19 protein-coding genes, 1 pseudogene and 1 riboswitch are annotated in these 23058 nt (G+C 52.6%); of the genes and pseudogenes, 11 read left to right on the top strand and 9 right to left on the bottom strand.

The genetic code is table 11. The features are described from left to right. The first annotated feature begins 25 nt into the window (after nucleotides 1–25). Both IAG03_RS11180 and IAG03_RS11175 read left to right on the top strand, forming a co-directional pair. The gene (locus tag IAG03_RS11180) at nucleotides 26–859 is read left to right on the top strand and encodes a hypothetical protein (protein ID WP_249320111.1); all 834 of its coding nucleotides are present in this window, start codon (nucleotides 26–28) and stop codon (nucleotides 857–859) included. A gap of 15 nt (nucleotides 860–874) precedes the next feature. After that, nucleotides 875–2122 (top strand): DUF6259 domain-containing protein, encoded by a 1248-nt coding sequence (locus IAG03_RS11175; RefSeq protein ID WP_249320110.1) that lies wholly within the window; start codon nucleotides 875–877, stop codon nucleotides 2120–2122. 82 nt (nucleotides 2123–2204) lie between these two features. Here the strand turns inward: IAG03_RS11175 and IAG03_RS11170 are convergent, their stop codons facing one another. Further along, nucleotides 2205–3617, bottom strand: coding sequence for a S1C family serine protease (locus tag IAG03_RS11170; RefSeq protein ID WP_249320109.1), 1413 nt, complete (start codon nucleotides 3615–3617; stop codon nucleotides 2205–2207). Nucleotides 3618–3873: 256 nt separating this feature from the next. Between IAG03_RS11170 and IAG03_RS11165 the strand changes: the two genes are divergently transcribed. Next, nucleotides 3874–4611: an HAD family hydrolase gene (locus IAG03_RS11165; protein WP_249320108.1), complete on the top strand. Its 738-nt coding sequence runs from the start codon at nucleotides 3874–3876 to the stop codon at nucleotides 4609–4611. 109 nt (nucleotides 4612–4720) lie between these two features. Here IAG03_RS11165 and IAG03_RS11160 read toward each other — a convergent pair whose 3' ends face one another. Then, on the bottom strand, nucleotides 4721–6103 hold the full coding sequence (locus tag IAG03_RS11160; protein ID WP_249320107.1) for a penicillin-binding transpeptidase domain-containing protein: 1383 nt from the start codon (nucleotides 6101–6103) through the stop codon (nucleotides 4721–4723). After that, nucleotides 6100–7632, bottom strand: coding sequence for an FtsW/RodA/SpoVE family cell cycle protein (locus tag IAG03_RS11155; protein ID WP_249320106.1), 1533 nt, complete (start codon nucleotides 7630–7632; stop codon nucleotides 6100–6102). The genes IAG03_RS11160 and IAG03_RS11155 overlap by 4 nt, the downstream gene beginning before the upstream one ends. Nucleotides 7633–8321: 689 nt before the next feature. On the opposite strand from IAG03_RS11155, the gene IAG03_RS11150 reads away from it, so the two are divergent. From IAG03_RS11150 to IAG03_RS11130, 5 genes are all read left to right on the top strand, one after another. After that, nucleotides 8322–8963, top strand: coding sequence for an acyltransferase (locus tag IAG03_RS11150; RefSeq protein ID WP_249320125.1), 642 nt, complete (start codon nucleotides 8322–8324; stop codon nucleotides 8961–8963). Between the two features lie 99 nt (nucleotides 8964–9062). Continuing rightward, nucleotides 9063–9161, top strand: a riboswitch (THF riboswitch). Between the two features lie 109 nt (nucleotides 9162–9270). Then, entirely contained in the window at nucleotides 9271–9828 is a 558-nt protein-coding gene (locus tag IAG03_RS11145) for a folate family ECF transporter S component (RefSeq protein ID WP_249320105.1), read from the top strand. Further along, on the top strand, nucleotides 9825–11114 hold the full coding sequence (locus tag IAG03_RS11140) for a bifunctional folylpolyglutamate synthase/dihydrofolate synthase (protein WP_249320104.1): 1290 nt from the start codon (nucleotides 9825–9827) through the stop codon (nucleotides 11112–11114). Before IAG03_RS11145 ends, IAG03_RS11140 begins: the two co-directional genes overlap by 4 nt. A 183-nt stretch (nucleotides 11115–11297) precedes the next feature. Beyond that, nucleotides 11298–12599 (top strand): phenylacetate--CoA ligase family protein, encoded by a 1302-nt coding sequence (locus tag IAG03_RS11135; RefSeq protein WP_249320103.1) that lies wholly within the window; start codon nucleotides 11298–11300, stop codon nucleotides 12597–12599. 17 nt (nucleotides 12600–12616) lie between these two features. Then, nucleotides 12617–13048, top strand: a complete 432-nt coding sequence (locus IAG03_RS11130) for an ACT domain-containing protein (protein WP_249320102.1) — start codon at nucleotides 12617–12619, stop codon at nucleotides 13046–13048. Between the two features lie 310 nt (nucleotides 13049–13358). Here IAG03_RS11130 and IAG03_RS11125 read toward each other — a convergent pair. The 6 genes and pseudogenes from IAG03_RS11125 to IAG03_RS14280 all read right to left on the bottom strand — a co-directional run bounded on the left by IAG03_RS11125 (nucleotide 13359) and on the right by IAG03_RS14280 (nucleotide 18572). Beyond that, nucleotides 13359–14551: pseudogene (locus tag IAG03_RS11125) on the bottom strand (IS256 family transposase). 120 nt (nucleotides 14552–14671) lie between these two features. Further along, on the bottom strand, nucleotides 14672–15148 hold the full coding sequence (locus IAG03_RS11120; protein WP_249320101.1) for a DUF6198 family protein: 477 nt from the start codon (nucleotides 15146–15148) through the stop codon (nucleotides 14672–14674). A 58-nt stretch (nucleotides 15149–15206) separates the two neighbouring features. Further along, the gene (locus tag IAG03_RS11115; RefSeq protein ID WP_249320100.1) at nucleotides 15207–15842 is read right to left on the bottom strand and encodes a Vat family streptogramin A O-acetyltransferase; all 636 of its coding nucleotides are present in this window, start codon (nucleotides 15840–15842) and stop codon (nucleotides 15207–15209) included. 161 nt (nucleotides 15843–16003) lie between these two features. Continuing rightward, nucleotides 16004–16585: an indolepyruvate oxidoreductase subunit beta gene (locus tag IAG03_RS11110; protein WP_249320099.1), complete on the bottom strand. Its 582-nt coding sequence runs from the start codon at nucleotides 16583–16585 to the stop codon at nucleotides 16004–16006. A gap of 16 nt (nucleotides 16586–16601) precedes the next feature. Beyond that, entirely contained in the window at nucleotides 16602–18320 is a 1719-nt protein-coding gene (iorA, locus tag IAG03_RS11105; RefSeq protein WP_249320098.1) for an indolepyruvate ferredoxin oxidoreductase subunit alpha, read from the bottom strand. 129 nt (nucleotides 18321–18449) lie between these two features. Next, entirely contained in the window at nucleotides 18450–18572 is a 123-nt protein-coding gene (locus IAG03_RS14280) for a hypothetical protein (protein WP_283243134.1), read from the bottom strand. Between the two features lie 407 nt (nucleotides 18573–18979). Between IAG03_RS14280 and IAG03_RS11100 the strand changes: the two genes are divergently transcribed. The 3 genes from IAG03_RS11100 (at nucleotide 18980) to IAG03_RS11090 (ending at nucleotide 22969) form a co-directional block, all read left to right on the top strand. Continuing rightward, nucleotides 18980–20119 (top strand): LCP family protein, encoded by a 1140-nt coding sequence (locus IAG03_RS11100; RefSeq protein ID WP_249320097.1) that lies wholly within the window; start codon nucleotides 18980–18982, stop codon nucleotides 20117–20119. Between the two features lie 145 nt (nucleotides 20120–20264). After that, nucleotides 20265–22196 carry a methionine--tRNA ligase gene (gene metG, locus IAG03_RS11095; RefSeq protein ID WP_249320096.1) on the top strand — a complete coding sequence of 644 codons (1932 nt, stop codon included), beginning with the start codon at nucleotides 20265–20267 and terminating at the stop codon, nucleotides 22194–22196. Beyond that, entirely contained in the window at nucleotides 22193–22969 is a 777-nt protein-coding gene (locus IAG03_RS11090) for a TatD family hydrolase (protein WP_249320095.1), read from the top strand. Before metG ends, IAG03_RS11090 begins: the two co-directional genes overlap by 4 nt. The last annotated feature ends 89 nt before the right edge of the window (nucleotides 22970–23058 follow it).

Raw genomic sequence — 23058 nt, 5'->3', positions numbered from 1 at the left:
CTGATGGGAGGCGAATGCATTTTATATGGAAATCATCCTGAAAAACAAAATTATGGAAGCGCGGTTTGAAACCGAATACGGGAAACTGATTGGACTGAAAAGCTTACAGACTGGCTGGGAAATCCAGCGGAACAACGAAAACACGGCTTCGTTTGAGATGCTGATTCCGATTCCGGGCAGGCAATGCAGCCCCGTAGACGGCCGGAAACAGAAGGTTACGCAGTGGCACCGGGACGGAGACTGCGTGACGTTTGTATGGGACGGCGTAGAGACGGCGCTAGCCGGCAGAGTGGATGTCAAATTTACGGCAACCGTACAGCTTGCGGAACAGGGATTATTGTTTGGCGGCGAGGTCGAAAATCATTCTCCGTATCGAATCGAGGATGTGAAATATCCGTTTATCGGAGAGCTGGAACGCCCGGCAGGAAACCGGCGGATCGACCAGATGTACTGGACATACGGCGGAATGAAGGTAGAAGAGCTGTATCCGAATTTTGACTATACCCGGGGATATTGGGGACGGGTTTATCCATTGCAGCAAGTGGAAACGCCCAAAAGCAATTTTTCGCTGTTTTGTGCAGAGCGGGAGGGCATCTACTTCGGGTGCCACGATACAGAAGCGAAAAAGATGACCGTATTCTGTTATGAAGCGCGTCCGGCAGTGGCGGGATCCTTTGTCTGTAATTTGGAGAATGCCGCAGACCATGGAGCATACAGAAGCTGGCTGAACTTTTTTGCGACGCACCTGCTGTACACAAAGCCGGGACATACCGAAACGCTTCCGCCGATTGCCGTATGTCCGTTTGCGGGCAGCTGGCATAAAGGAATGGATCTCTATAAAGCGTGGCGAAAAACCTAGTTCCGGATGCCGAAAGTGCCTAAATGGGCGCTGGAGCCGCACGCCTGGTTTGAAATTCAGATGTGCAATTACGGCGAAGGATACCGATTTAATTATCGGGATCTGGTGCGCGTCGGCCGGGAATGCGCAGAAAATGGGATCCGCGCGTTGCAGATTGTCGGCTGGACACGGGAAGGGCAGGACGGATGCCTGCCGGATCACAGCATTGAGCCGCGTTTGGGGTCGCTGGAAGATTTAAAGACGGCAGTCGCAGAAGTGGAAGCGATGGGGGTCAAGGTGGTTCTGTATACCAAATACCTGTTCGCCGATACGAGAACGGACTGGTTCCGAAATGAACTGAAGGACTACGCAAGCCGGGATATTTACGGAGATATCCATAGCTTTTCGGGCTACTATTATGAGAATATCTCCAACCTGTCGGGAATCAATACGCATCGGCTGGCGATAATGTGCCTGCAAAGCAAGGCGTATCGGGAAATCTGCAAAAAGCAGATGCAGTACTGTCTGGATGTCGGAGCGTCTGGTGTCATTTACGACGAGCCGCAGTCGCACTACGATATGCCGTATTGTTTTTCGGATACGCACGGGCACGAGACGCCGGCGAACAACTATCATGGAGATCTGAAGCTTGCCAAAGATCTGCGGGAAGTCTGCGACGCAGCCGGAAATGAGGATTTCCTGCTTTTGTGCGAGGACGGCTGGGATCTGCAGCACCAGTATTATGGATTTTCGTATTTCCGGATCAGTACGCACAATATTGTGAACAAAAACTGGCCGTATGTGCCGGTGCAGCGGTATGTCGATCCGTATTTTCCGATTATGGCAAGCGCATGGGGACACAATGACCGGGATGCCATTAATATGAATGTGGTTCTGCGCCTTATTACAAGCTATGAACCATATCAGTTCAAAGGAAATGTGGGGGATTTCCCCCTGACGTTGTCCTACGGAAAACTGGCGGATGCGCTGCGGCTGCGGTATCGGTCGTATCTTTGGGACGGAGAATTCCGGGATACGCAGGAAGGCAGCGTAACGACAGCGGACGGCGCGGTGCACTATCCGTATGCTGTCTACAATCGGTCGGACGGGAAACAGGGAATTGTGATGGCCAACCTGACAGATGAGCCGATTTCTGTAAAAGCACGGCTGGAGAAAGGCGTCGAGCAGTTCCTGATGGCGACGCCGGAAGCGCCGGACGCCGTACCGGCAGATTCTGCGGTGACTATAATGCCTCGCAGTTTGGTCCTCCTAATGGAGAACTAATCCCAAAAACTTCGCAAAAAACGATCCGGAAAGAACGTTTGGGTCTTTCCGGATCGTTTTTAATTGAATGGGTTTGTCAGAATTACTGGCCGTTGGATTCCATCAAAGTGACCTCTGCGGTAAAGGTGTCGCCGGTCAGCGCTCTGGAAATGGTAAGCGTAACCGTATCACCCGGTTTTTTCGCAGCAATTGCAGCGGAAAGTACGGTGGAAGAGGTTACTTCCGTTCCGTCAATTTCGGTGATGACATCTCCCTGGCGGATTCCGGCCTCATTCACAGAGTCATTTGTCACACTGTTGACGTACCAGCCGGAAGAAATACCATAGAAGCGTGCGGTCATGCTGTCCACATAGCCGCCGGTGATCCCGAGAACTGCGCGGTCCTTGACGTATCCGTAGGCTTTCAGATCGCTGATGACGCTTTGTGCAGAGTCAATCGGAATCGCAAAACTCAACCCTTCATAGGCTTCCGAGACGATCTTCGAAGAGACAATGCCGACCACCTGGCCGTAAACATTTACCAGCGCACCGCCGGAGTTACCGGGGTTTACCGCCGCGTCTGTCTGGATGCAGTCCATCGTGTATCCGGTCGTACTGTTTGTCACGGAACGGTTCAGTGCGGAAACATAGCCGACAGTGGTGCTGAAGCTGAATTCCATGCCGCCCGGATTGCCCGCTGCGACAACGGTATCGCCGATCTTCAGATCGGAGGAAGAACCAAACTCTGCTGCTGTAAGGTTTTCGGCTTCAATTTTAATCACGGCAAGATCGGTGACGCTGTCGCTGCCGATGAGTTTGGCTTCATAGGTTTTTCCGTCATAGGTAATGACCTTGAGCGACGTTGCGTTTTCCACGACGTGATGGTTTGTGATGATATAGCCGTCAGAGGATGCAATAATTCCGGAGCCTTCCCCGGCCGGAGAGACGTTGCCCGTGTCGCTGGAGGAATCGCCGTTTTGCTGCCCGTTGTTTCCAAATGCGCCGAAGATGCCGTTTTGGGTATTATTGGTGATCTGGTAGTTCTGGATGCAGACAATCGAAGGCAAAATTTTTGCTGCTATTTCCTGTGTTGTCAGCTCCGAAACACTTCCCGACGCAGCGCCCATGGTCTCTTTGTTGCTGTTGTCGATCAGTTTCGTAATGGTATAGGCAGGATTTGCTTCAGTGCCGGTGTTCTGCAGGGTGATGGTACCGTGGTTAATCAGTCCGATAAAAGCAGCTAACGTTCCGCCCGAAACAATTGCGCAGCATACCAGAACTGCGGCGATTGCGGCGACAATTTTTCCCGCTTTCCGGCTTTTCTTTTTCTGCTCCGGTGTTTTTACCGGTTTGGAAATGCTGGCATAGTAGGGAGCTGACTGCTGCGGATGATAGGAATAAGAGCTTCCCTGCCAGTGATATTCCGACTGATACGAGGGATTGGAAGTCGGATTGGATGGTGTGTTCTGGGTGTTCGGTGTGTTGGTTTGATTGAGGTTCGGATCTGTGTTCATCATATATGTCATTCCTTTCTCGAAGTAAAGTCTGATGGTTCATCCGTTCCCGAAAAGGAGCGGATCCTGAAATCTTTTTCATTGGTTCCTATGATACGGGGACAATGTGAAAAGAGTGTGAAAATCAGTTTATGGTTTCCTGATTCTTTTGATAACAAATTTTGCCCGAATTATGACGAAATTTTAAAACGGAAACGTTGCTTTTTCAAAAGGGGTATGGTAAAGTATAAGCCGTATGCAGCCGGGATATCCCGCCTGTATGGGAGAAATTGAATTTTCAGAACACAGGAAGAAGGCAGAGGTGGCGCAAATGATTCGTGCGTGCATTTTTGATTTGGACGGCACACTTGCCGATACCCTACAATCACTGGCTTGGTTTGGAAATACGGCCTTGGAGCGCAACGGATTTGCGCCGGTCGAAACCGAGGCGTATAAACAGATGGTCGGAAACGGCGCGGATCGACTGATCCGGCGGATGCTTACGCGCTCTGTAGGCTCCTTCGACGAAGAAACGGTTTTACGCGTCCGGAAAACCTACGATGACTTGTATGCGGCGACACCGCTTTACCGCACTGTTTCGTATCCCGGAATTCCGGAACTGGTTAAGGCGCTGGGAGAACGCGGAATTTTGTGCGCGGTGCTTTCCAATAAACCGGATGCCATGACGCAGCTTGTGATCCAGGCGTTGTTCCCGGAGGGGTCGTTTGCCTCTGTGCTTGGGCAAAAAGATGCGATTCCGAAAAAACCGGCGCCGGACGGCGCACTGCTGACGGCAGAACGCTTGGGCGTCTTACCGGAGGAATGCCTGTATATCGGCGACACCAATGTGGATATGCAGACGGGAAATGCTGCGGGAATGCACACGATTGGGGTTCTTTGGGGCTTCCGCGACCGGAAAGAACTGGAAGAGAGCCATGCGGCGGAGATTGTTTCGGAAGCATCGGAAATCCTCAAAATTGCAGACCGGATCGGAATTGCCGGCCGAAACGCGGAATAATCCGGGAAGCGCTGTCTTCTTCCAGCATAAAAAACAAAAAAGAACCGCCGGTTCTGCAATTTCGTTGCAGGCCAGCGGTTCTTTCATTTTTGATTTATGGTTTTTTGTGTTAAGAAGCGGCGGCTTCTGCGAGCGCCTGCATCAGCGCGCTTGCAATCGGTGCGGCTGCGGAGATTCCAAACCCGCCTTCCTCTACAACGACCGCGAATGCATAGGGCGTATCGTTATTTTCAGAAAAACCGATCATCCAGGCCGTGTCCTCCCGACCCTCGCCGACCTGTGCGGTTCCGGTTTTTGCGCAAACCTCCATGCCGGGAAACAGATCGTCGCCATAATATTCTTCGACATTTGCCCGCAGAAGCGTCTGGAGCGTGCGGGCAGTCTGCCGATCCAAAAACGGTGAGAGCTTTTTCGTGGCTCCGGATTTGACCGGGATTCCAATCGCGTTGGTGATTTTTTTGACCACATAAGGTTCAACCGGCGTCCCATCGTTGGCGATTGCGCCCATCAGCATTGCCATATGGCAGGGGTTCACCAGATCGGTGTATTGCCCGATTCCGGACCAGGCGAGCTCGTTGCTTTTGGCACGTTCAACCTGATAAACGCTTTCGGCGAGATCAATACCATCAAAGGTCAGCGCGCTGTTAAAGCCCAGCTCTTTTGCTGTTTCAGACATCTTTTCCGCGCCCAATTGCACGGCAAGTTCCGCAAAGACCACATTGCAGGAGACTTTGAGCCCTTCCGCAATGCCAATGGTTCCGTGCTCTCCGAGACAGGTAATTTCATTGTCGCCGATGACGACAGAACCGGAACAGGTATATTCTTCGGTTTCCCAATCGGGAAGATTTTCAATGGCACAGGCTGTTGTGACAACCTTGAAAATGGACCCCGGCGTAAAGGCGCTGGAAAGCGTCCGGTCGAGATAGGCGCCGTCGTAATAGTCATTCGATTCGAGATCTTCCGGCACGTTTTCAGGGTCGAAGGACGGTGCGCTGACCTTGCAAAGCGTTTCTCCGGTTGTGTAGTTGTACAGAAAAACCGCGCCCTTTTTGCCGCCCAAAAGTTCATAAGCGGTCTGGCAGAGCGTGCTGTCAATCGTGAGCGTAACGGTGTTTCCGCTGCTTGTTCCGGTAGGAGAGGCAAGCCCGGTAAAGAAATTATAACCGGAAAGCTCAGAACGGTAAAGCTGCTGAATGCTGGTGGAAATGTAGCCGTCTGTGTCGCCGACAGTATGCAGGACCGCCTTGCGGGTCAGATCGTCAAGCGCATAGGTGCGCGCGCCTTCTTTGCTGGTCGCAAGCGTTTCCCCGTTACGGTCTAGGATATCCCCGGCAACCGTGTAGGATTCACCGGACATCAGGTATCCGTTGTAAGGCTGGGAGACCCAGTCGCTTCCATTTAAAATGAGCCGGATGAGAAACCACATCATTCCGACCAGAAATCCAGCGGCGATCAGGTAGAGGAAAAGAGAGCGTTTTCCAACTGTTTTCATGCTTTTTTCCTCCTTGCCGCATAGGTTCGTTCATCAGATGCCTTGATAAAGGCAAGCAGTCCCCAGACGCAGATCATGCTGGAACCGCCGGCACTGATAAAGGGTAGGGTGACGCCGGTCAGCGGGAGAACGTCCGTTGCGCCGAAGATGTTGACGCACGCCTGGAACAGCAGCATGCCGGCAGATGCACAGGCGGAAATAGAATAGAAGGTCGAACGGCTGCGGGTGACGTCCGAGAGCGAGTAAACAACGAGCAAAACAATGGAAACCACAACGGTAAGCGCGAGCAGAAGGCCGAGTTCTTCACAGAGCATTCCGAATACGAGGTCGCTGTCTCCGGCAAAAACATTTTTGAGGTATCCGTTTCCGAGCCCCATTCCAAAGAGTCCGCCGCTTGCAGAATACGTTAAAACCCGGGTTTGCTGATAGCCGAGATTGTCGTTGATATGTTCCCAGACATGTCCCCAGCCGGCAAAACGCTGCGCGACATAGGGCTTGAACTTCAGAATGATAAACAGCCCGATGACCGCCGCGGAGCAGACCAGCGCAATGGTGCGGACGCTTCCGGACCGCATGAATGCGATAATCAGGAAGGCGACAAAGAAAATCACGGCGCTTCCGAAGTCATGCATGAAAAATAGAAAGCCGATGCAAACCGCAGCAAAGACGATGAACTCCGTCAGGTTCTTGGCGGTCTGCAGCTTGTTGAGCGTAGATGCGCCGGCGAAGATAAAAGCAATCTTAATGAGCTCTGAGGGCTGAATGGAGAGCGGCCCAAGGATGATCCAGTTTTTGGCGCCGTTGATGGAAGTGCCGAGTACAAGCGTCAAGGCGAAAAGGCCGATGGCGGCAATTCCAATCGGGACGCGCCAGGCCGTGACGCGGTCCAGATTTCCCATAAACCAAATCAAAAAGCAAAAAACAAGGATGCCGAGCAGCATGCCGGCAAGCTGTGTATAGGCCGTTTTTTGGTCGACGCCGCACAGAAGAATCACGCCGGTTCCGCTGAGCAGAAGCCCGAGCGTTTCCAGCTCAAAGCTGACGCGGCCGAGCGCCTTACGGGAATAGAGATAAAACCCCCATCCGATCACCATCAGCGCGGCGAAGGGGATCAGCGGCTCATAAGCGACTTCACCGCCCTTAAGGCAGCACTGCAGGGTCAGCAGAAACAAAATGAACGTGGTCATCCACATGAGTTTTGACGGGGCGGTTGCCCGCACCGGTCTGCGAACCTGCTTCTTGGGAGAAGAATCCGTAGCGCGGGTCAGCTTGAAGGAAGCGCTTCCGACAGAGATGGTGTCGCCCGGAAGAACTTCTGTGTCGCCTTCAATCTGGTGATGATTTAAAAAGGTGCCGGCCTTGGAGTCCGTGTCGGTAATGATCCATCCGTTTTCCCGGCGCATGAGCACTGCGTGATCGCGCGAAATGGTCGGATCCGGAAGGGTAATGTCACAGGTTTTTTCCCGGCCGATGGAGTTTTCCCAATATAGGACAGGGATTTTTGTGTGCGTGTAGACGTCTTCGAGCATGACGACGGGATCTTCCCGACGCCGGCCCTTTTGCATGGACGAAAAACATCGCCAGACGACGCAGATGAACAGAATAGGAACCAAAATTCGAAGAAGAAACAATAAAATTGAAATCATATATTGAAGTCCTGGGAATAAAATTTGCACGGCATCGGCGATCTTCGGTAAAAGATCCAAGCGATACCCTCCTTTCCAACGCTTTCCTACAGTCTTTCTTCTATTATTATAAAGGATCTGAAAAAAAAATAAAGCGGAAAAGCAATTTTTTATGAATCCTTAAAGCTTTTGTAACCTTTTTGGGAGCAATTTTCCTACCGGACGCAAAGTCGCGATTGGCCGCAAGCGCGTGGGTGCCGATCATAACTTGCATTGTACGGCATTTTGCCGTACAATATCCGTACAATGTAGTGTTGAGGAAGCGCGGGGATCTATAACAACCTCAGGGCCAGCGCATATGCGCAGCGTCCGGTTCCACCGTCCGCGGGAAAGCTGCACTTCCCCAGCCTGAGAACGTTTTGCCAAGGGCAGCCGAATTGCGCAACAAGCGAACAAAAGCAAAAGGACGATGCTGCTGTGGCAAAAAGGCGAGACTTTGCCAGGAGAATCAAAACGGGCGGAGACCCGAATTTTTGGTAGAAAGGGGTTCCTTTTTCGTGAATACAGCATTTTTATCTTATGAAATCCGAGAGATGTATGATCTTTCGCATACGGCGGCACGGCCGCTGTTTGAAAAATTCCAATTTCCGTGGGAGGTGCTTCCGGAAATCGGCGCGTTTGTCGAAGCATACGGCAGAACCCTCAGTTCGGAGGAATACGATCAGCGCGGCGAGAATATCTGGATTGCCAAGAGCGCCAAAGTGTATGACACGGCCTATATCGCAGGCCCGGCAGTGATCGGCCCGGAGACAGAGGTGCGCCCGGGCGCGTTTCTGCGCGGAAAAATTCTGGTAGGGGCGAACTGCGTCGTCGGCAATTCGACAGAACTGAAAAATGTGATCCTTTTTGATCACGTCCAGGTGCCGCACTACAACTATGTCGGGGATTCGATTCTCGGTTATTATTCCCATATGGGCGCCGGCGCGATCACTTCCAATGTGAAGCAGGACAAAACGCTCGTGAAAGTTCGTTCCGGCGAAGCAAGCATCGAGACCGGCCTGAAAAAGTTTGGCGCCATGCTGGGGGACCACGTGGAGATCGGATGCAATACGGTGCTCAACCCCGGTACGGTGGTCGGGCGCGGAAGCCACGTCTATCCGCTGTCGATGGTTCGCGGAACCGTTCCGCCGGAAAGCATTTACAAACGGCAAGGGGAAATTGCTGAAAAATTTTAATTTTGATTTTACAACAGGCGGGGATGGTGCTATAATAGTTCCGTTCCTGAAAGGAGCCGAATTTTGCGGCGGACTTGCCGCAAAAAACGCTCCGTCTCAAACAGAGTAGAATCCCGCGCGTTAAGTGCCCTCCGAACGGGGAGTTGTCGGATGGACGAAAAGCAGAAGCTTGCGGTGTGGGGTTCGCATCCCGCTGTTGCATACGGAAAAATTTCATAACCTGTTCTGCGGAACCGGCAAACGAAAACCTTCGATGTTATGCAGCGCGCGGCCTTGCGCAATTCTGTATTTCAAAGGAGGTTTTTTTATGAACAAATCAGGAAAATCACTCGTAAAGGAAGCCCGGCTCTTTGGAAATCTGCAGGTGCTGGCGATCACATCCCTGCTGGTTGCACTGAGTGTGACGTTCGGGAAACTGCTTGCCGTGAACATTACCCAATCTTTTCGGATCAGCTTTGAAAATCTGCCGATCCTGTTTGCCGGGATTGCTTTTGGTCCCTGGGTTGGGGCGGTTACCGGAATGATTGCGGATTTGATCGGCTGTGTTGCCGTCGGATTTGCAGTGAATCCCATCATTACGCTTGGAGCAGCCTGTGTCGGTCTGGTTTCCGGTCTGGTTTCCCATTTTTGGCTGACGGAAAAGAATCAGAAATCCATTCTGGTTTCTGTTGCAGCGGCGCATCTGGTGGGATCGATCCTCGTAAAGTCACTCGGGATCTATCTTTGGTACGGGACGCCGTTGAGCGTCTTGTGGCTGCGGATTCCGATCTATCTTGTGACCGGTACGGCGGAAGCGTACCTTATCTTGCTTTTATTCCAAAGCCGGGCGCTTGACCGGTACGTAAAAGGAGTTTATCGAACATGACTTATCAGGAAGCGCTTGCATACGTCCATTCCATTTGTTGGCGCGGAAGCCGTCCGGGGCTTTCCCGGATCACGGAACTTCTGCACCGGCTGCAGAATCCGCAAGAGAGCCTGCGCTGCATTCATGTCGCAGGAACAAACGGCAAGGGCTCGGTCTGCGCGATGCTTTCTTCGATTCTTCGGGCGGAAGGATACCGCGTCGGGCTGTTTGTCTCGCCTTTCCTCCGCGATTTTAAGGAACGCATCCAGTTTAACGGACAGCCGATTCCAGCGGCGCGGTTTGCGGAAATCACAGCACAGGTTCGCCCTTTGGCAGAGACGATGGAGGATCCGCCGACAGAATTTGAACTGATTACGGCGATTGGATTTCTGTACTTTGCGCAGGAGAACTGTGATTTTGTGATTCTTGAAGCGGGAATGGGCGGACGCCTGGACTCCACAAATGTAATTTCCTCGCCGGTATTATCGGTTGTTACCGGGGTTGATTTTGATCATATGGCGTTTTTGGGAAACACACTCTCCCAAATTGCGTTTGAGAAGGCCGGAATTTTCAAAAAGGGCTGTCCGGCCGTTTTTGGCGGAGGCGCGCCGGAGGCCGAAGTCGTGATTCGACAGGAAGCCGAGAAAAAGCAGGCTCCGCTTTGGGTTGCGGATCGTGCAAGACTGCAGGCGATTGACGCCGGCCTTTCTGGAATTACCTTTGATTTTATCCCCTGGCAGCGGCTGCACCTCGCCCTTTTGGGCATTTATCAACCGGAAAATGCGGCGATTGCGTTGACGGCAGTCGAGGTGCTCCGGGCACATAATGTGACGATTTCCGACGACGCGGTGCGGCGCGGCATGGCGCAGGTTGTGTGGCCGGCACGCTTTGAGCTGGTTTCGGAAACGCCGACGGTGATTTTTGACGGCGGACACAATGCGCAGGGCGTGGCCGCCTGTATTCGGAGTATGCGCCGGTATTTTCCTGATGAGAAAGTTTGCATTCTCTCCGGCGTGATGCAGGACAAGGCCTACCAGACGATGGCCGAAGAAATCGCACAGATCGCCCGGTCAGTCTATACGGTAACGCCCGGCAATCCACGTGCGCTGGATGCAGAGGCTTATGCGGCAGTATTTCGGAACCTTCATGTCCCGGCACAGGCGTTTGATTCGGTTGAAACCGGCGTAGCGGCTGCATACCGTGCGGCAAAGGAGCAAAACTGTCCGCTGCTGATTCTCGGGTCTCTCTATGCTTACGGAGATGTGATGGATGCGCTTGAAGCGCTGAAAAAGGCAGAAAACGGGTGAGCATTCGGCTGCTTTTGCAAATTTCCGTCCGGCTTATTTACAAGACGGGCGAATTGGTGCTATGATGATAAAAAGATAAGTAAGCCGCTGTGCGCCCAGCAAGGGCACATGGAAGATCCGGACGGAGCATACATAGAAACATTTTGGGTCCGTTGGACGGCGGAAAGAAAGGACTTGGTAATCATGGGGCAGTATTTCCAGCCCGAAATTGAATGCGCTTCGCAGGAGCAGATCCGTGCCTGGCAGGACGAGCGTCTCGTCAAACAGGTTCGGCATGTCTATGCACATGTTCCGTATTACAAGAATTTAATGGATCAGAAAGGCGTCACGCCAGATGATATTCACTCGGTAGAAGATTTGCACAAACTGCCGTTTTTGACAAAAAACGATCTGCGGGAAGCGTATCCATACGGGCTGTTGGCTGTGCCGCGCAAAGAGGTGTTGCGGATTCACTCTACAAGCGGGACGACCGGAAAACGTGTGGTTGCATTTTATACACAGCATGATATCGACCTCTGGGAAGATTGCTGTGCGCGTGCCATTGTTGCAGCTGGCGGTTCCAGCGAGGATGTTGTACATGTCAGCTATGGCTATGGGCTGTTTACCGGCGGCATGGGGCTGCATGGCGGTGCGCATCGCCTTGGCGCCATGACGCTTCCGATGTCCTCCGGAAATACCCAGCGGCAGATTCAGTTTATGTGCGATCTGGGCTCTCGGATTCTCTGCTGTACGCCGTCGTATGCAGCTTATCTCGGAGAGTGCATTCATGAGATGGGGGTGCAGGATCAGATCCAGCTCAAGGCGGGCATCTTCGGTGCGGAGGCCTGGACAGAAGAAATGCGCCATGATATTGAAAAATCATTGGGAATCAAAGCATATGATATCTATGGGCTGACGGAAATTTCCGGACCGGGCGTTGCGTTTGAGTGCAGCGAACAGACTGGAATGCATATCAACGAGGATCATTTTATCGTAGAAGTGATTGACCCGGAGACCGAAGAAGTGCTGCCGGAAGGCGAAAAGGGAGAACTGGTCTTTACCTGCATTACCAAAGAAGCGTTCCCGCTTCTGCGCTACCGCACCAGAGATATCTGCGTGCTGTCACGGAAAAAGTGTTCCTGCGGCCGGACGCATATCAAAATGTCGAAGCCGATGGGGCGCAGCGATGACATGCTGATTATCCGCGGGGTCAATGTGTTCCCGTCCCAGATTGAGACGGTCCTTTTGAACAAGGGATTTTCAGCCAACTATCAGATTCTGGTGGATCGCGTCAATAACAGCGATACGCTGGAAGTTCAGGTGGAGATGACGCCCGAACTCTTCTCCGATACGCTTTCCCAGGTTTCTGCAACGGAAAAAGAACTGGTCGGCGCGCTCAAGGCGATGCTTGGAATTCATGCTTCGGTCCGCCTGGTGGAACCGAAGTCGATCGTCCGCAGTGAAGGCAAAGCGGTTCGCGTGATTGATAAGCGCAAGCTGTACTAAGGAAAGGAGCGAATACCATGGCAGTCAAACAAATCTCTGTTTTTGTGGAAAACAAGACCGGTCAGTTGGCGGAGTTTATGGAAATCCTTGCCCAAAACAAGATTGATATGCGGGCAATGTCAATCGCGGAGACCCGCGATTTTGGGATCCTGCGGATTATTGTGGATGATCCGGAGCGGACAGCGGCGGTGCTGAAGGATGCCGGATGTGTGTTTTCCATCCGGGAGGTTCTCGCAGTGGCAATTCCGGATGAACCGGGCAGCCTTGCACGGATTCTGCACATTTTGGGAGAAAACGGAATTGGCCTTGCGTACTCGTATGCCTTTATCACCCGCAAGGCTTCGCTTGCCTATGTGATTGTCCGGACAGCGGATGACGCCAAGGCGGAACAGGTTTTTGCGCAGCATGGCATCCAGATGGCGGCGCAGGAAGAACTTTACAAACTCTGAGTCTTGCGACGATGACGCGTTTGGAAAGGCGGGCAAATTGGCGGCGAAAAAATCCGTTCGCGGGCCGCGTTTTGTAGGCGCCCTTAATCAGGACAGAACTTTACACGAAACACAAAAGCCCGGAAGCGCAGCGATGCTTCCGGGCTTTTTGTATGGACAGCGAATTCGAGATCGGTACAAAGCGCGATTGTTATTCGGGCGCGACGTACGCATACGGAATAACCTCCGCAGAGAGGTCATGAACCGTGAATCGATTTGGTACTGTCAAGAATTATGCGCAAAAAGGTTTGCAGACTCCGGCTGAATGAAGTCAGCCGGCAATAGGGACGTCGTTCAAAGCCGTCTTCAGATGGTTCATATTCATGTGCTTCTTGTTGCCCCGCTGCGTTCCCGCCACATGACGCAGCCTTGCACAGACCAGCATCAGCGCAGAGTTCCCATCGGGGAACGTTCCCACCACACACGTCCTGCGGCGGATCTCACGGTTCAGCCGTTCGATCACATTGTTGGTGCGGATACGCGTCCAGTGCTCGCTGGGAAAATCACAGCAGGTCAGCGTCTCCTCGATGCCGTCCCCGACCTTCTTGGCGGCTTCCTTCAGCTTCATCGCTCTCAGCTCGGCAACAACAGCCTTTGCCTTCTCGCGGGAGGCTTTCTTGCTCTCCTGCGCGCGGATCGCCTTGCGCAGTTTCGCTGCAATTTTGACCTTTGATTTTGGCACAACGGAGAAAACATTGCGGCAGAAATGCACGGTGCAGCGCTGGTATTTGGCATCTGGGAATACTTCGCCCACGGCCTCCAGCATCTCCATGCACTTGTCGCCGACGAGGAGCTTCACGCCGTTCAGGCCGCGCCCGCGCAGCCGCTGCAAGAAGCTGACCCAGCTGGCCTTGTCCTCTTTCATCCCCTCGGGGCAGCGCCCGGAACCTCACGAAACCCGTCCTCATTCACGGCAATTGCCGCCGGAATGGCGACATTTTCGTATTCTCCGCCCCAGTTGCGGCGCAGGTAGATGCCGTCCACGTAGACATACGGATATCGTCCGCCCTGCAAAGGCCGGTTCCGCCAGTCCTCAATGTGGACGTAGGCTTTCTTGTTCAGCTCGCTGATGGTAGCGGGCGAGACCTTGCTGTCCCACAGGGCTTCGGTGATGTCTTCCACACGGCGCACGGAAACGCCTGCCGGGTCCATTTCAATGAGGGCCTCCTCCACGCTGCTCTCCCGGCGGCGATACCGCTCGATGATGGCCGTCTCGAAGGACACGCCCTTGAGTCGCGGCATATGGAGCGTGACATCGCCGGAGGTCGTGGTGAGGTTCCGGTCATAGTGGCCGCTGCGATAACCCTGACGGGCCCCGCTGCGCTCGCAGCGGGCCGCCTGCGTCAGAGACTCCGCCTCCTTTTCCAGCAGCTCGTTCAGGGTTTCTTCCACGCTGCTTCGGACCAATTCCCTGATCTGCCCCTTGATTAGTTCCTCGTTCAACGGTACAATTTTCTCGGACATCGTTTGCTGTATTCTTTCAGGATGGGTGTGTGGTAACTTCATTCGATCAGAGTCTGCAAACGATGTCTTCTTTTTTGCTCGTTTCAATTTGCGCAGCTTATCTTACCTTATCGGACAATTTTAACTGGTCAGTTGTTTTTTTTCTGCCAATGCGAAAGTTACGGCCTCATAAGAGCCTCTGCCGAGAGAGGCCGAAGCATATAGCCCTGTTCCGGCTGCGAACAGAATCACACCAAGCAACATGATACAGAAATTGATCCATATGTGCTTGCTGTATATATGGCAAGTTGCGAATAAATCCACACAAGTGCTGTACACAATCTGGTAGAGCACGGTTCCCATATGAATCTGCCTTTTATCGTAAATGAACGCGAATAAAATCATTCCCAACGCCACAACAAAAGAAGCCGCACCGATGCTTATAGAAACCGTTTCAGATATGCCTTGCCACAGTACCGCAAGCGTTGCACCGCCAAATCCTGCATATAGTGCAAGTGTAATACCATAAGCAGCAACCGTGGATCCCACTACGATGATCACCAGCTTTTTCAGCAGGCCTTGCGAGAACCGGGTGTTCTTTTGGTTGTCATGCAGCATCAAAATCCTTCTGCCCTATCAATCTCAATTTCATCCTGTTTTAGGAAACGGAACGTTATCAGTCTCTAATTTTTCTGATTTTTGTTAAATCGCCGCTGCATAATGCTTCCATGTTACGGAAAATTTTATCTGCATCCCAATCCCACCATTTGAGATTGATCAGATAGGCGGTAAGTGCTTCATCAAACCGCTTCCGGATTACGCGGCAAGGATTTCCGCCTGCGACGCAATAAGGCGGAATGTCTTTCGTTACAACGGAATCGGCGGCAATAATCGCGCCGTCGCCAATGTGTACCCCTGGCATCACCGTTACGTTCTGCCCGATCCACACGTCGTTCCCGACAACCGTATCTCCCTTAAGCGGCAAGTCGTCCAGTGCCGGGGCGAAGGCTTCCCATCCGCCGCCCATGATGTTGAACGGATAGGTCGATACGCTTTTCATTCTGTGGTTTGCGCCGTTCATCACAAATTCAATTCCTTTTGCAATGGCGCAAAATTTTCCAATGATCAGTTTATCACCCAAAAACGCATAATGATGTGTGACGTGCTCCTCGAATTTTTCTGCGCCATTTACGTCATCATAGTAGGTATAGTCGCCAACAAGGATATTGGGACGGGTAATGACGTTTTTGATATACACGATTTGTTTCAGCGCTTCATTAGGATAAATATTGTTTGGATTGGGTCCTGCCATATTTGAAGTCACCTCCGCAGATTCAAGGGATCATTCTGCTTTGCTCCCTATGATTCTATCACAATAAAAACCAAAAGAACAGCCACAGCGGAGCAAACCACTGTGGCTTCTTGGGCTTTATAGGCAACCGCCGGTTGCTGCAGGCATTTTGAAAGATGAGTTTATGCGTTTGTATAGCCGAGCTCAAACGCCTTTTCGTTGAGGGCGAGGAATTTTTGCGGGACAGTTGTCCGGATAGCGTCCAGCCAGAGCGACCGGTCGTAGCCGAGCTTTTTGGCCATTGCACCGATCAGCACAACATTGACTGCCTTGACGGAACCGGCTTCCTCTGCAAGAGAAAGTGCATCCATCGCGAGGACGTCTTCACCGAGTGCCCGGATCTGATCGAGAAGTCCGTCCGGATACTGCGCCGCACCGGTGACAACCGGCATGGGATCAATTTTCTGGGTGTTGACGATTACGGTGCCGCCTTTTTTGAGATAGGGCAAAAATCTTGCGGCTTCGAGCTGTTCAAAAGCGAGAATGAGATCCGCGCCGCCCTCATCAATAATCGGGGAATACACATGCTCGCCATAACGGACGTACGTGACAACGGATCCGCCGCGCTGACTCATGCCGTGTACTTCGGATACTTTGACGTCATGCCCGAGCTGCATCATGGCGGCGCCGAGCAGACGGCTGGCCAAAAGTGTTCCCTGACCGCCGACACCGACAATCATAACACTGACTACTTTGTTTTCCATTTTCTTTCCCCCCTAGTCACTGAATCGCGCCTTTGCGGCAGAGCGAAGTGCAGACACCGCAACCGACACACTGTGTCCGGTCAATCACGGCTTTTCCGTCTTTGATGCTGATGGCCGGGCAGCCGATGGAAAGACAGGCTTTACAGCCGACACAGGCATCTGGCTGTACGGTGAGTGCGGGTGCGTGCCGGACATTTTTGAGCAGCGCGCAGGGCCGGCGGCTAATGATGACGGACGGCGCATCCGCGGCGAGCTCTTCCTGAATGGCCGCGGTCATGGCGGGGAGATCATAGGGATCGCAGACCCGAACCCGCTGGATTCCAACTGCTTTGCAAAGCGCTTCCAGATTGACATAGGGTGCGGGATCACCTTTGATATTGTATCCGGTCGTTGGGTTCTGCTGGTGCCCGGTCATGCCGGTAATGGAATTGTCAAGGATGATGACAACCGAATTGCTCTGGTTGTAGGCGACGTCAATCAGCCCGGTGATTCCGGAGTGGATGAAGGTGGAGTCGCCGATGACTGCAACGGCGCGATCACCGGCGCCGCAGGCCTTATTGTAGCCGTGGAGCGCCGAAACGGAAGCACCCATACAGACGCAGGTGTCCATTGCGCTGAGCGGCGCCGAGGCGCCGAGCGTATAGCAGCCGATATCTCCGCTGACGTAGACCTTGAGCCGTTTCAGCGCATAAAACACGCCTCTGTGCGGACATCCGCAGCACATGACCGGCGGACGCGCGGGCAGGGACTCCGTCAGCTGAACCGATGGAACCGTTTCTTTCTGGATGAGGGAACGGATGGTTTTTTGAGAAAATTCTCCGCAGCGCGGGAATAGATCCTTTCCGATCACAGAAACGCCGATCGACCGGCAATGGGTTTCGATGAAGCTGTCGAGCTCCTCAATGACGTAAAGCGTGTCCACGAGAGAGGCGAATTTTTGAATCAGCTTGACCGGAAGCGGCCAGATCAGGCCGAGTTTCAGGTAAGAAACGCTGTCTCCCAGCGCTTCCTTTGCATATTGGTAGACGGTTCCGGCAGCGATGACTCCAATTTTAGAACCATTATCTTCGATGTGGTTGAAGGTATCGGTTTCTGCGAGTGCCGTGAGTTTTTCCGTGCGCGCCTCGACGGCGATATGTTTCGGGCGGGCAAAGGCTGGAAGCATGACGTTCTTTGCAGGATTTTTGACATACGGCGCGTTTTCGCGCGCTTCCCGCTCTCCGAGTTCAACGATGCTTCTCGAATGCGCAATGCGTGTGGTCAGCCGGAGAATGACCGGTGTGTCATATTCTTCGGAGAGCGCATAGGCTGCCTTGGTGAAGTCCCGACATTCTGCAGAGTCCGCGGGTTCGAGCATCGGAAGTTTGGCGGCTTTGGCGTAATTTCGGGAGTCCTGTTCGTTTTGCGAGGAATGCATTCCCGGGTCGTCGGCTACGCCGATGACCATCCCGCCGTTGACCCCGATATAGGACATGGTGAATACGGGATCCGCGGCGACGTTTAATCCGACGTGCTTCATTCCGCAAAATGAGCGTGCACCGCCGAACGAGGCGCCAGCCGCTACTTCGGCCGCCACCTTTTCGTTTGGCGCCCATTCGCAGTAGAGCTCTTCATATTTCGCAGCGTTTTCTGTGATTTCGGTACTCGGGGTACCCGGGTAACTGGAAACCACCGTAACACCGGCCTCATACAGGCCGCGGACAACCGCTTCATTGCCCTGTAAAAGTTGCTTCATAGCATTCTGCACATCCCTTCTAAGCAGATATCAAGTCTTTCCTCAAGAAAAGTCTGATAAAATGCCGATATGTTTATTGTACAACCCGTCGAACTGTTTCGCAAGAGAAGACATCCGCCGGGGTGTGGGTTAGGTAAAGACCGCGCTGAGCAGAACCGATCCGAATAAAAGCACTGCGCAAATAATGGCGACAATCCGGATAAATCGCGTTCGCTTGCGGTCGTAAGGCGTTTTGGATGGTTGTTGTTTCAATGAAATCCCTCCGGAAACAAGATGGAGACAAAGAATTGCTGCGTAGAAAACCGGATCCTTGTGTTTGCCATGCATGCGCAAGCATGGCACGCTCAAAAGGTTATGATAGCGAAGCTAAAATGTTCTTAAGCGGCAAAGCGGGAGCTTTGCGCAGACGGCAGCGCCGTCTTTGGCATGCGCAAGCATGACACGCTTAAGGTTATTATAACACAGAACCCGCGAAAAGGAATGCCCCAAAGAATGGATTTTGTCGGAAACTGTCTTTTTTAAGATGTGCTTGCCGGAGTCAGGCGGAAAATCTGTGCGGTCCGCACTGGAATGGTTGACAGTCCTTCCGATTTGCAATAAAATGAAACAATATTCAGAAAAATTATGTTTACTCATATGTGGAATACAGGAGGAATCAAATGGCAAGCCGAAATACTGGAAATTCGAGAAATCGAAAAACAAACCCGTATGAAAATTTTGATCGCTACAACTATGTTGACCGGGATATTTACAGCAGTTCTTCTGGAGACCAAAACCAGCCGATGCGCAGACAGCCTTCCGGGCGTGCGTCACAGAATAGCCGGGAAATTTCCAGCGGACGCGGCAGGCGGAGAAGAAAATCCGGCGTCAAAAAGGGATTTCTCTCTTTTTTAGCGGTTCTGTTGGTGGTGGCGTTGGTCGGCGGCGGGGCGTTTTTGCTTCTGACCTCCCGGATGCACTATGAACCGGCGGACACAGAACAGTATACGGTACTGCCGGACGACGCGCCTGCGTGGGATGTGATCAGCGATAAAAAAATTGTAAACGTGCTGCTGATCGGCGCAGACAAGAATAAAGATGGTACCAATGGCCGCTCGGATACGATGATGCTGATGTCGATCGATACGAAAAACAAGAAAATTCGTTTGGTTTCGTTTATGCGCGATATCTACGTGGATATCCCAACAGTCGGGTGGGAACGTCTGAATGCTGCGTTTGCTTACGGCGGCGGGGCACTGACGATGCAGACCATTGAAAACTACTTCCGGATTGATATTGACCGCTATGTGCAGGTGGATTTTGACGGCTTCGAGGAAATTATCGATAAAATGGGCGGAATCGATGTGGAAATTTCGGATTATGAGGCCGAATTTATCAATGACAAAGGCGCGTTCGATGCGACTGCAGGCGTCAATCACCTGGACGGAGAGGATGCGCTCTTCTTTGCCCGGATGCGGAAACTGGACAGCGATTTCGGCCGGACCGGCCGGCAGCGCCAGGTTGTGCTGGCAATGATCGATACGTTCAAACAGCAGAATGTTGCGGATATGGTGTCCCTTGCCTATGCGTACCTTCCGCTTGTGACGCATAATCTCTCCGAAGGGGAAATTCTGCAGCTTGCAGGCGTCGGTGCAGGGCTTTCCAAATATGATACGGAAACCATGCAGGTTCCGGCGGACGGAACCTACTGGGATGAATATGCAACGATCAACGGAATGGAGGGGAATATGGTGCTTGGGGTTGATTTCGAAGCAAACGCCTCGCAATTGCGGGAATTCTTGTACGGCGAGACGGAATGAAACCTTGAAAACCCGCTAAAATACGGGTATAATAGGGGATGACCGCACAGCTGGCTTTTAAGGGCCGGCCTTTGTGGCGCTTCTAAAAGGGGAAACCGATTTACGCGGGCCGTTTTGGCCCGAAAAAATATGGAGGGAAAACGTCATGGACAAAAAGACATTTTACATTACGACCCCGATTTACTATCCGTCGGGTAAGGCCCATATCGGCCACAGCTACTGCACAGTGGCAACCGACGCAATTGCCAGATACAAGCGAATGCAGGGGTATGATGTCATGTTCCTGACGGGAACGGATGAACACGGTCAGAAAATTGAGATCAAAGCGAAGGAAGCGGGTGTAACACCGAAGGAGTACGTCGACAAAATTGTTGCAGGATTCCAGGATTTGTGGAAACTCCTGAATGTTTCCAACGACCGGTTTATCCGTACAACGGACGACTATCACGTCCGTGCCGTACAGAAAATTTTCCGTACGCTTTATGACAAGGGCTATATCTATAAAGGAAAGTATGAAGGCTGGTACTGCACGCCGTGCGAAGCATTCTGGACAGAGACGCAGCTCAAGGACGGTAAATGCCCGGACTGCGGACGGGAAGTCAAAATGGCCTCGGAGGAAGCCTACTTCTTCAAGCTTTCCGCATTTGGCGACAGATTGCTTCAGCTTTATGAGGATCAGCCGGACTTTATCCAGCCGGAAAGCCGGAAAAATGAGATGATCCGGTTCATTGAACAGGGGCTTGACGATCTGTGTGTATCCAGAACCAGCTTTTCCTGGGGAATTCCGGTCGACTTCGACCCGAAACACGTCATTTATGTCTGGGTGGATGCACTGACAAACTATATCACGGCGATGGGATATGGATCGGATGACGATTCCGACTATCGGAAATACTGGCCGGCGGACGTCCATTTTGTTGGCAAAGAAATTGTGCGGTTCCATACGATTATCTGGCCTGCTATGCTGATGGCGCTGGGGCTTCCGCTGCCGAAAAAAGTCTATGGGCACGGCTGGCTTCTGTTCGGAGACGGCACCAAAATGAGCAAGAGCAAAGGCAACGTTGTCGACCCGGTGATCCTCTGTTCCCGGTACGGCGTGGATGCAATCCGCTATTTCCTGCTGCGGGAGATTCCGTTCGGCGCAGACGGGCTCTTTACCAACGAAGCGCTAATTGGCCGGATCAACTCCGATTTGGCGAACGATCTGGGCAACCTGCTTTCCCGTACCACGGCGATGGTGCAGAAATATTTTGGCGGCGTGATTCCGGCAGAGCGCCGGGCAGACCCGCTCGATGATGAACTGATCGCGATGGCGACACAGCTGCGCGCGAAATGCGATGAAAATATGGATGCTTTCCAGTTCTCTGCAGCGCTGACAGAGATTTGGAAACTGATTGCGCGCACGAACAAATATATCGATGAAACGATGCCCTGGGTGCTGTGCAAGGATGAAGAAAATCGTCCGCGCCTGGCGGCAGTGATGTACAACCTCTGCGAGAGCCTGCGGATCGTTTCGATTTTGATCGCTCCGTTTATGCCTGAAACCACGCCGAAGATTCAGGAACAACTCGGGATTTCAGGTGATTGCGTCTCTTATGAACAGTCTGCTTTCTGGGGAAAAACGCCGGACGGCACACTGGTGCAGAAGGGCGCGACTCTGTTCCCGCGAATCGACGTCGACAAGGAAATTGAGGCGCTCAATGCGTTGCTTTTGCCGCCGAAGACCGAGGAAAAGCCCAAAATCGAGGGCCTTGCACAAATTGACATTGCAGATTTTGCGAAGGTGGAGCTCCGCGTGGCAGAGATTCGTGCCTGCGAGCCGGTCAAACGTGCGAAAAAGCTGCTGAAGCTCTCGCTGTTTGACGGAGAAGGCGAACGGACAATTGCTTCCGGAATTGCACCGTGGTATCAGCCGGAAGATTTGATCGGGCATAAGGTGATTTTGGTTGCAAATCTCAAGCCGGCCAAACTTTGCGGTGTCGAGAGCAACGGGATGCTGCTTGCTGCTGACGATGGAGAAGGCGGCGTGAAAGTGGTCTTTGTAGACGGCGTTCCGGCGGGGAGCCGAATTCGATGAGCATTTTTGATTCACACGCGCATTATGACGATGACGCGTTTGATGCGGATCGGGAATCGCTGCTTGCAGATTTGCCGAAAAGAGGCGTTTCCGGGGTAGTCAATGCCGGGGCCAGCCTTGCGGGCAGCCGGGCGTCGGTCGCGCTGGCGAAAGCCTATCCGTATTTTTACGCTGCCGTAGGACTCCATCCGGAGTTTGCCTCGGATTGGACAGAGGCCTCGAAGTCGGAAATTGCAGCCCTGACAAAACAGCCGAAGGTTGTTGCGATTGGCGAAATCGGTCTGGATTACCATTATGAGGAGGCACCGTCGCGCGAGGTGCAGCGGCGCGCGTTTGAAGAACAGCTGATGCTTGCCGAACAGCTGTCGCTTCCGGTAATTGTCCACGATCGCGATGCGCATGGGGATACGATGGAAATTTTGCGGAAGCATCGCCCAAAAGGCGTTCTGCACTGCTTTTCCGGCAGTCCGGAAACGGCGCAGGAGGCGCTTGCACTTGGGATGTATCTCGGCCTTGGCGGCGCGGTAACTTTTAAAAATGCCAAAAAAGCAAAAGCGGTGGCGGAAATGGTTCCGCTGGACCGACTTCTTCTGGAGACGGATGCGCCGTATATGGCACCGGTTCCGCTGCGGGGGAATCGCTGTGATTCGTCTATGATCCGTTATGTTGCCAAAGAGATCGCACAGCGCAGAGAAATTTCCGTGGAAACACTGCTGCGCTGCTGTGAGGAAAACGCGAAGCGGCTTTTCCGAATTTCGGATATGCAAAAATAAAAATGGATAAGAAAAAGGAATTCCTTAAAAGCCGTATTGTTCCAGCTGCAATACGGCTTTCTGATTCTAAATTTTTACAAAGGAGGAAG

The sequence above is a fragment of the Yeguia hominis genome (assembly GCF_014384705.1).
GTDB lineage: Bacteria > Bacillota > Clostridia > Oscillospirales > Acutalibacteraceae > Yeguia > Yeguia hominis.
The sequence above is the reverse complement of the archived record's forward strand: the minus strand, read 5'-3'. Positions and strand labels throughout refer to the sequence as shown.

Excerpts from the sequence above, each read along its gene's own strand:
- IAG03_RS11180 (WP_249320111.1), top strand. The coding sequence starts at position 26 with ATGGAAATCATCCTGAAAAACAAAATTATGGAAGCGCGGTTTGAAACC.
- iorA (WP_249320098.1), bottom strand. The coding sequence starts at position 18,320 with ATGAAGCAACTTTTACAGGGCAATGAAGCGGTTGTCCGCGGCCTGTAT.
- IAG03_RS11150 (WP_249320125.1), top strand. The coding sequence starts at position 8,322 with ATGTATGATCTTTCGCATACGGCGGCACGGCCGCTGTTTGAAAAATTC.
- IAG03_RS11145 (WP_249320105.1), top strand. The coding sequence starts at position 9,271 with ATGAACAAATCAGGAAAATCACTCGTAAAGGAAGCCCGGCTCTTTGGA.
- IAG03_RS11155 (WP_249320106.1), bottom strand. The coding sequence starts at position 7,632 with ATGCTCGAAGACGTCTACACGCACACAAAAATCCCTGTCCTATATTGG.
- IAG03_RS11135 (WP_249320103.1), top strand. The coding sequence starts at position 11,298 with ATGGGGCAGTATTTCCAGCCCGAAATTGAATGCGCTTCGCAGGAGCAG.
- IAG03_RS11120 (WP_249320101.1), bottom strand. The coding sequence starts at position 15,148 with ATGCTGCATGACAACCAAAAGAACACCCGGTTCTCGCAAGGCCTGCTG.
- IAG03_RS11110 (WP_249320099.1), bottom strand. The coding sequence starts at position 16,585 with ATGGAAAACAAAGTAGTCAGTGTTATGATTGTCGGTGTCGGCGGTCAG.
- IAG03_RS11140 (WP_249320104.1), top strand. The coding sequence starts at position 9,825 with ATGACTTATCAGGAAGCGCTTGCATACGTCCATTCCATTTGTTGGCGC.
- IAG03_RS11160 (WP_249320107.1), bottom strand. The coding sequence starts at position 6,103 with ATGAAAACAGTTGGAAAACGCTCTCTTTTCCTCTACCTGATCGCCGCT.
- IAG03_RS11170 (WP_249320109.1), bottom strand. The coding sequence starts at position 3,617 with ATGATGAACACAGATCCGAACCTCAATCAAACCAACACACCGAACACC.
- IAG03_RS11100 (WP_249320097.1), top strand. The coding sequence starts at position 18,980 with ATGGCAAGCCGAAATACTGGAAATTCGAGAAATCGAAAAACAAACCCG.
- IAG03_RS11130 (WP_249320102.1), top strand. The coding sequence starts at position 12,617 with ATGGCAGTCAAACAAATCTCTGTTTTTGTGGAAAACAAGACCGGTCAG.
- IAG03_RS11090 (WP_249320095.1), top strand. The coding sequence starts at position 22,193 with ATGAGCATTTTTGATTCACACGCGCATTATGACGATGACGCGTTTGAT.
- metG (WP_249320096.1), top strand. The coding sequence starts at position 20,265 with ATGGACAAAAAGACATTTTACATTACGACCCCGATTTACTATCCGTCG.
- IAG03_RS11165 (WP_249320108.1), top strand. The coding sequence starts at position 3,874 with ATGGGAGAAATTGAATTTTCAGAACACAGGAAGAAGGCAGAGGTGGCG.
- IAG03_RS11115 (WP_249320100.1), bottom strand. The coding sequence starts at position 15,842 with ATGGCAGGACCCAATCCAAACAATATTTATCCTAATGAAGCGCTGAAA.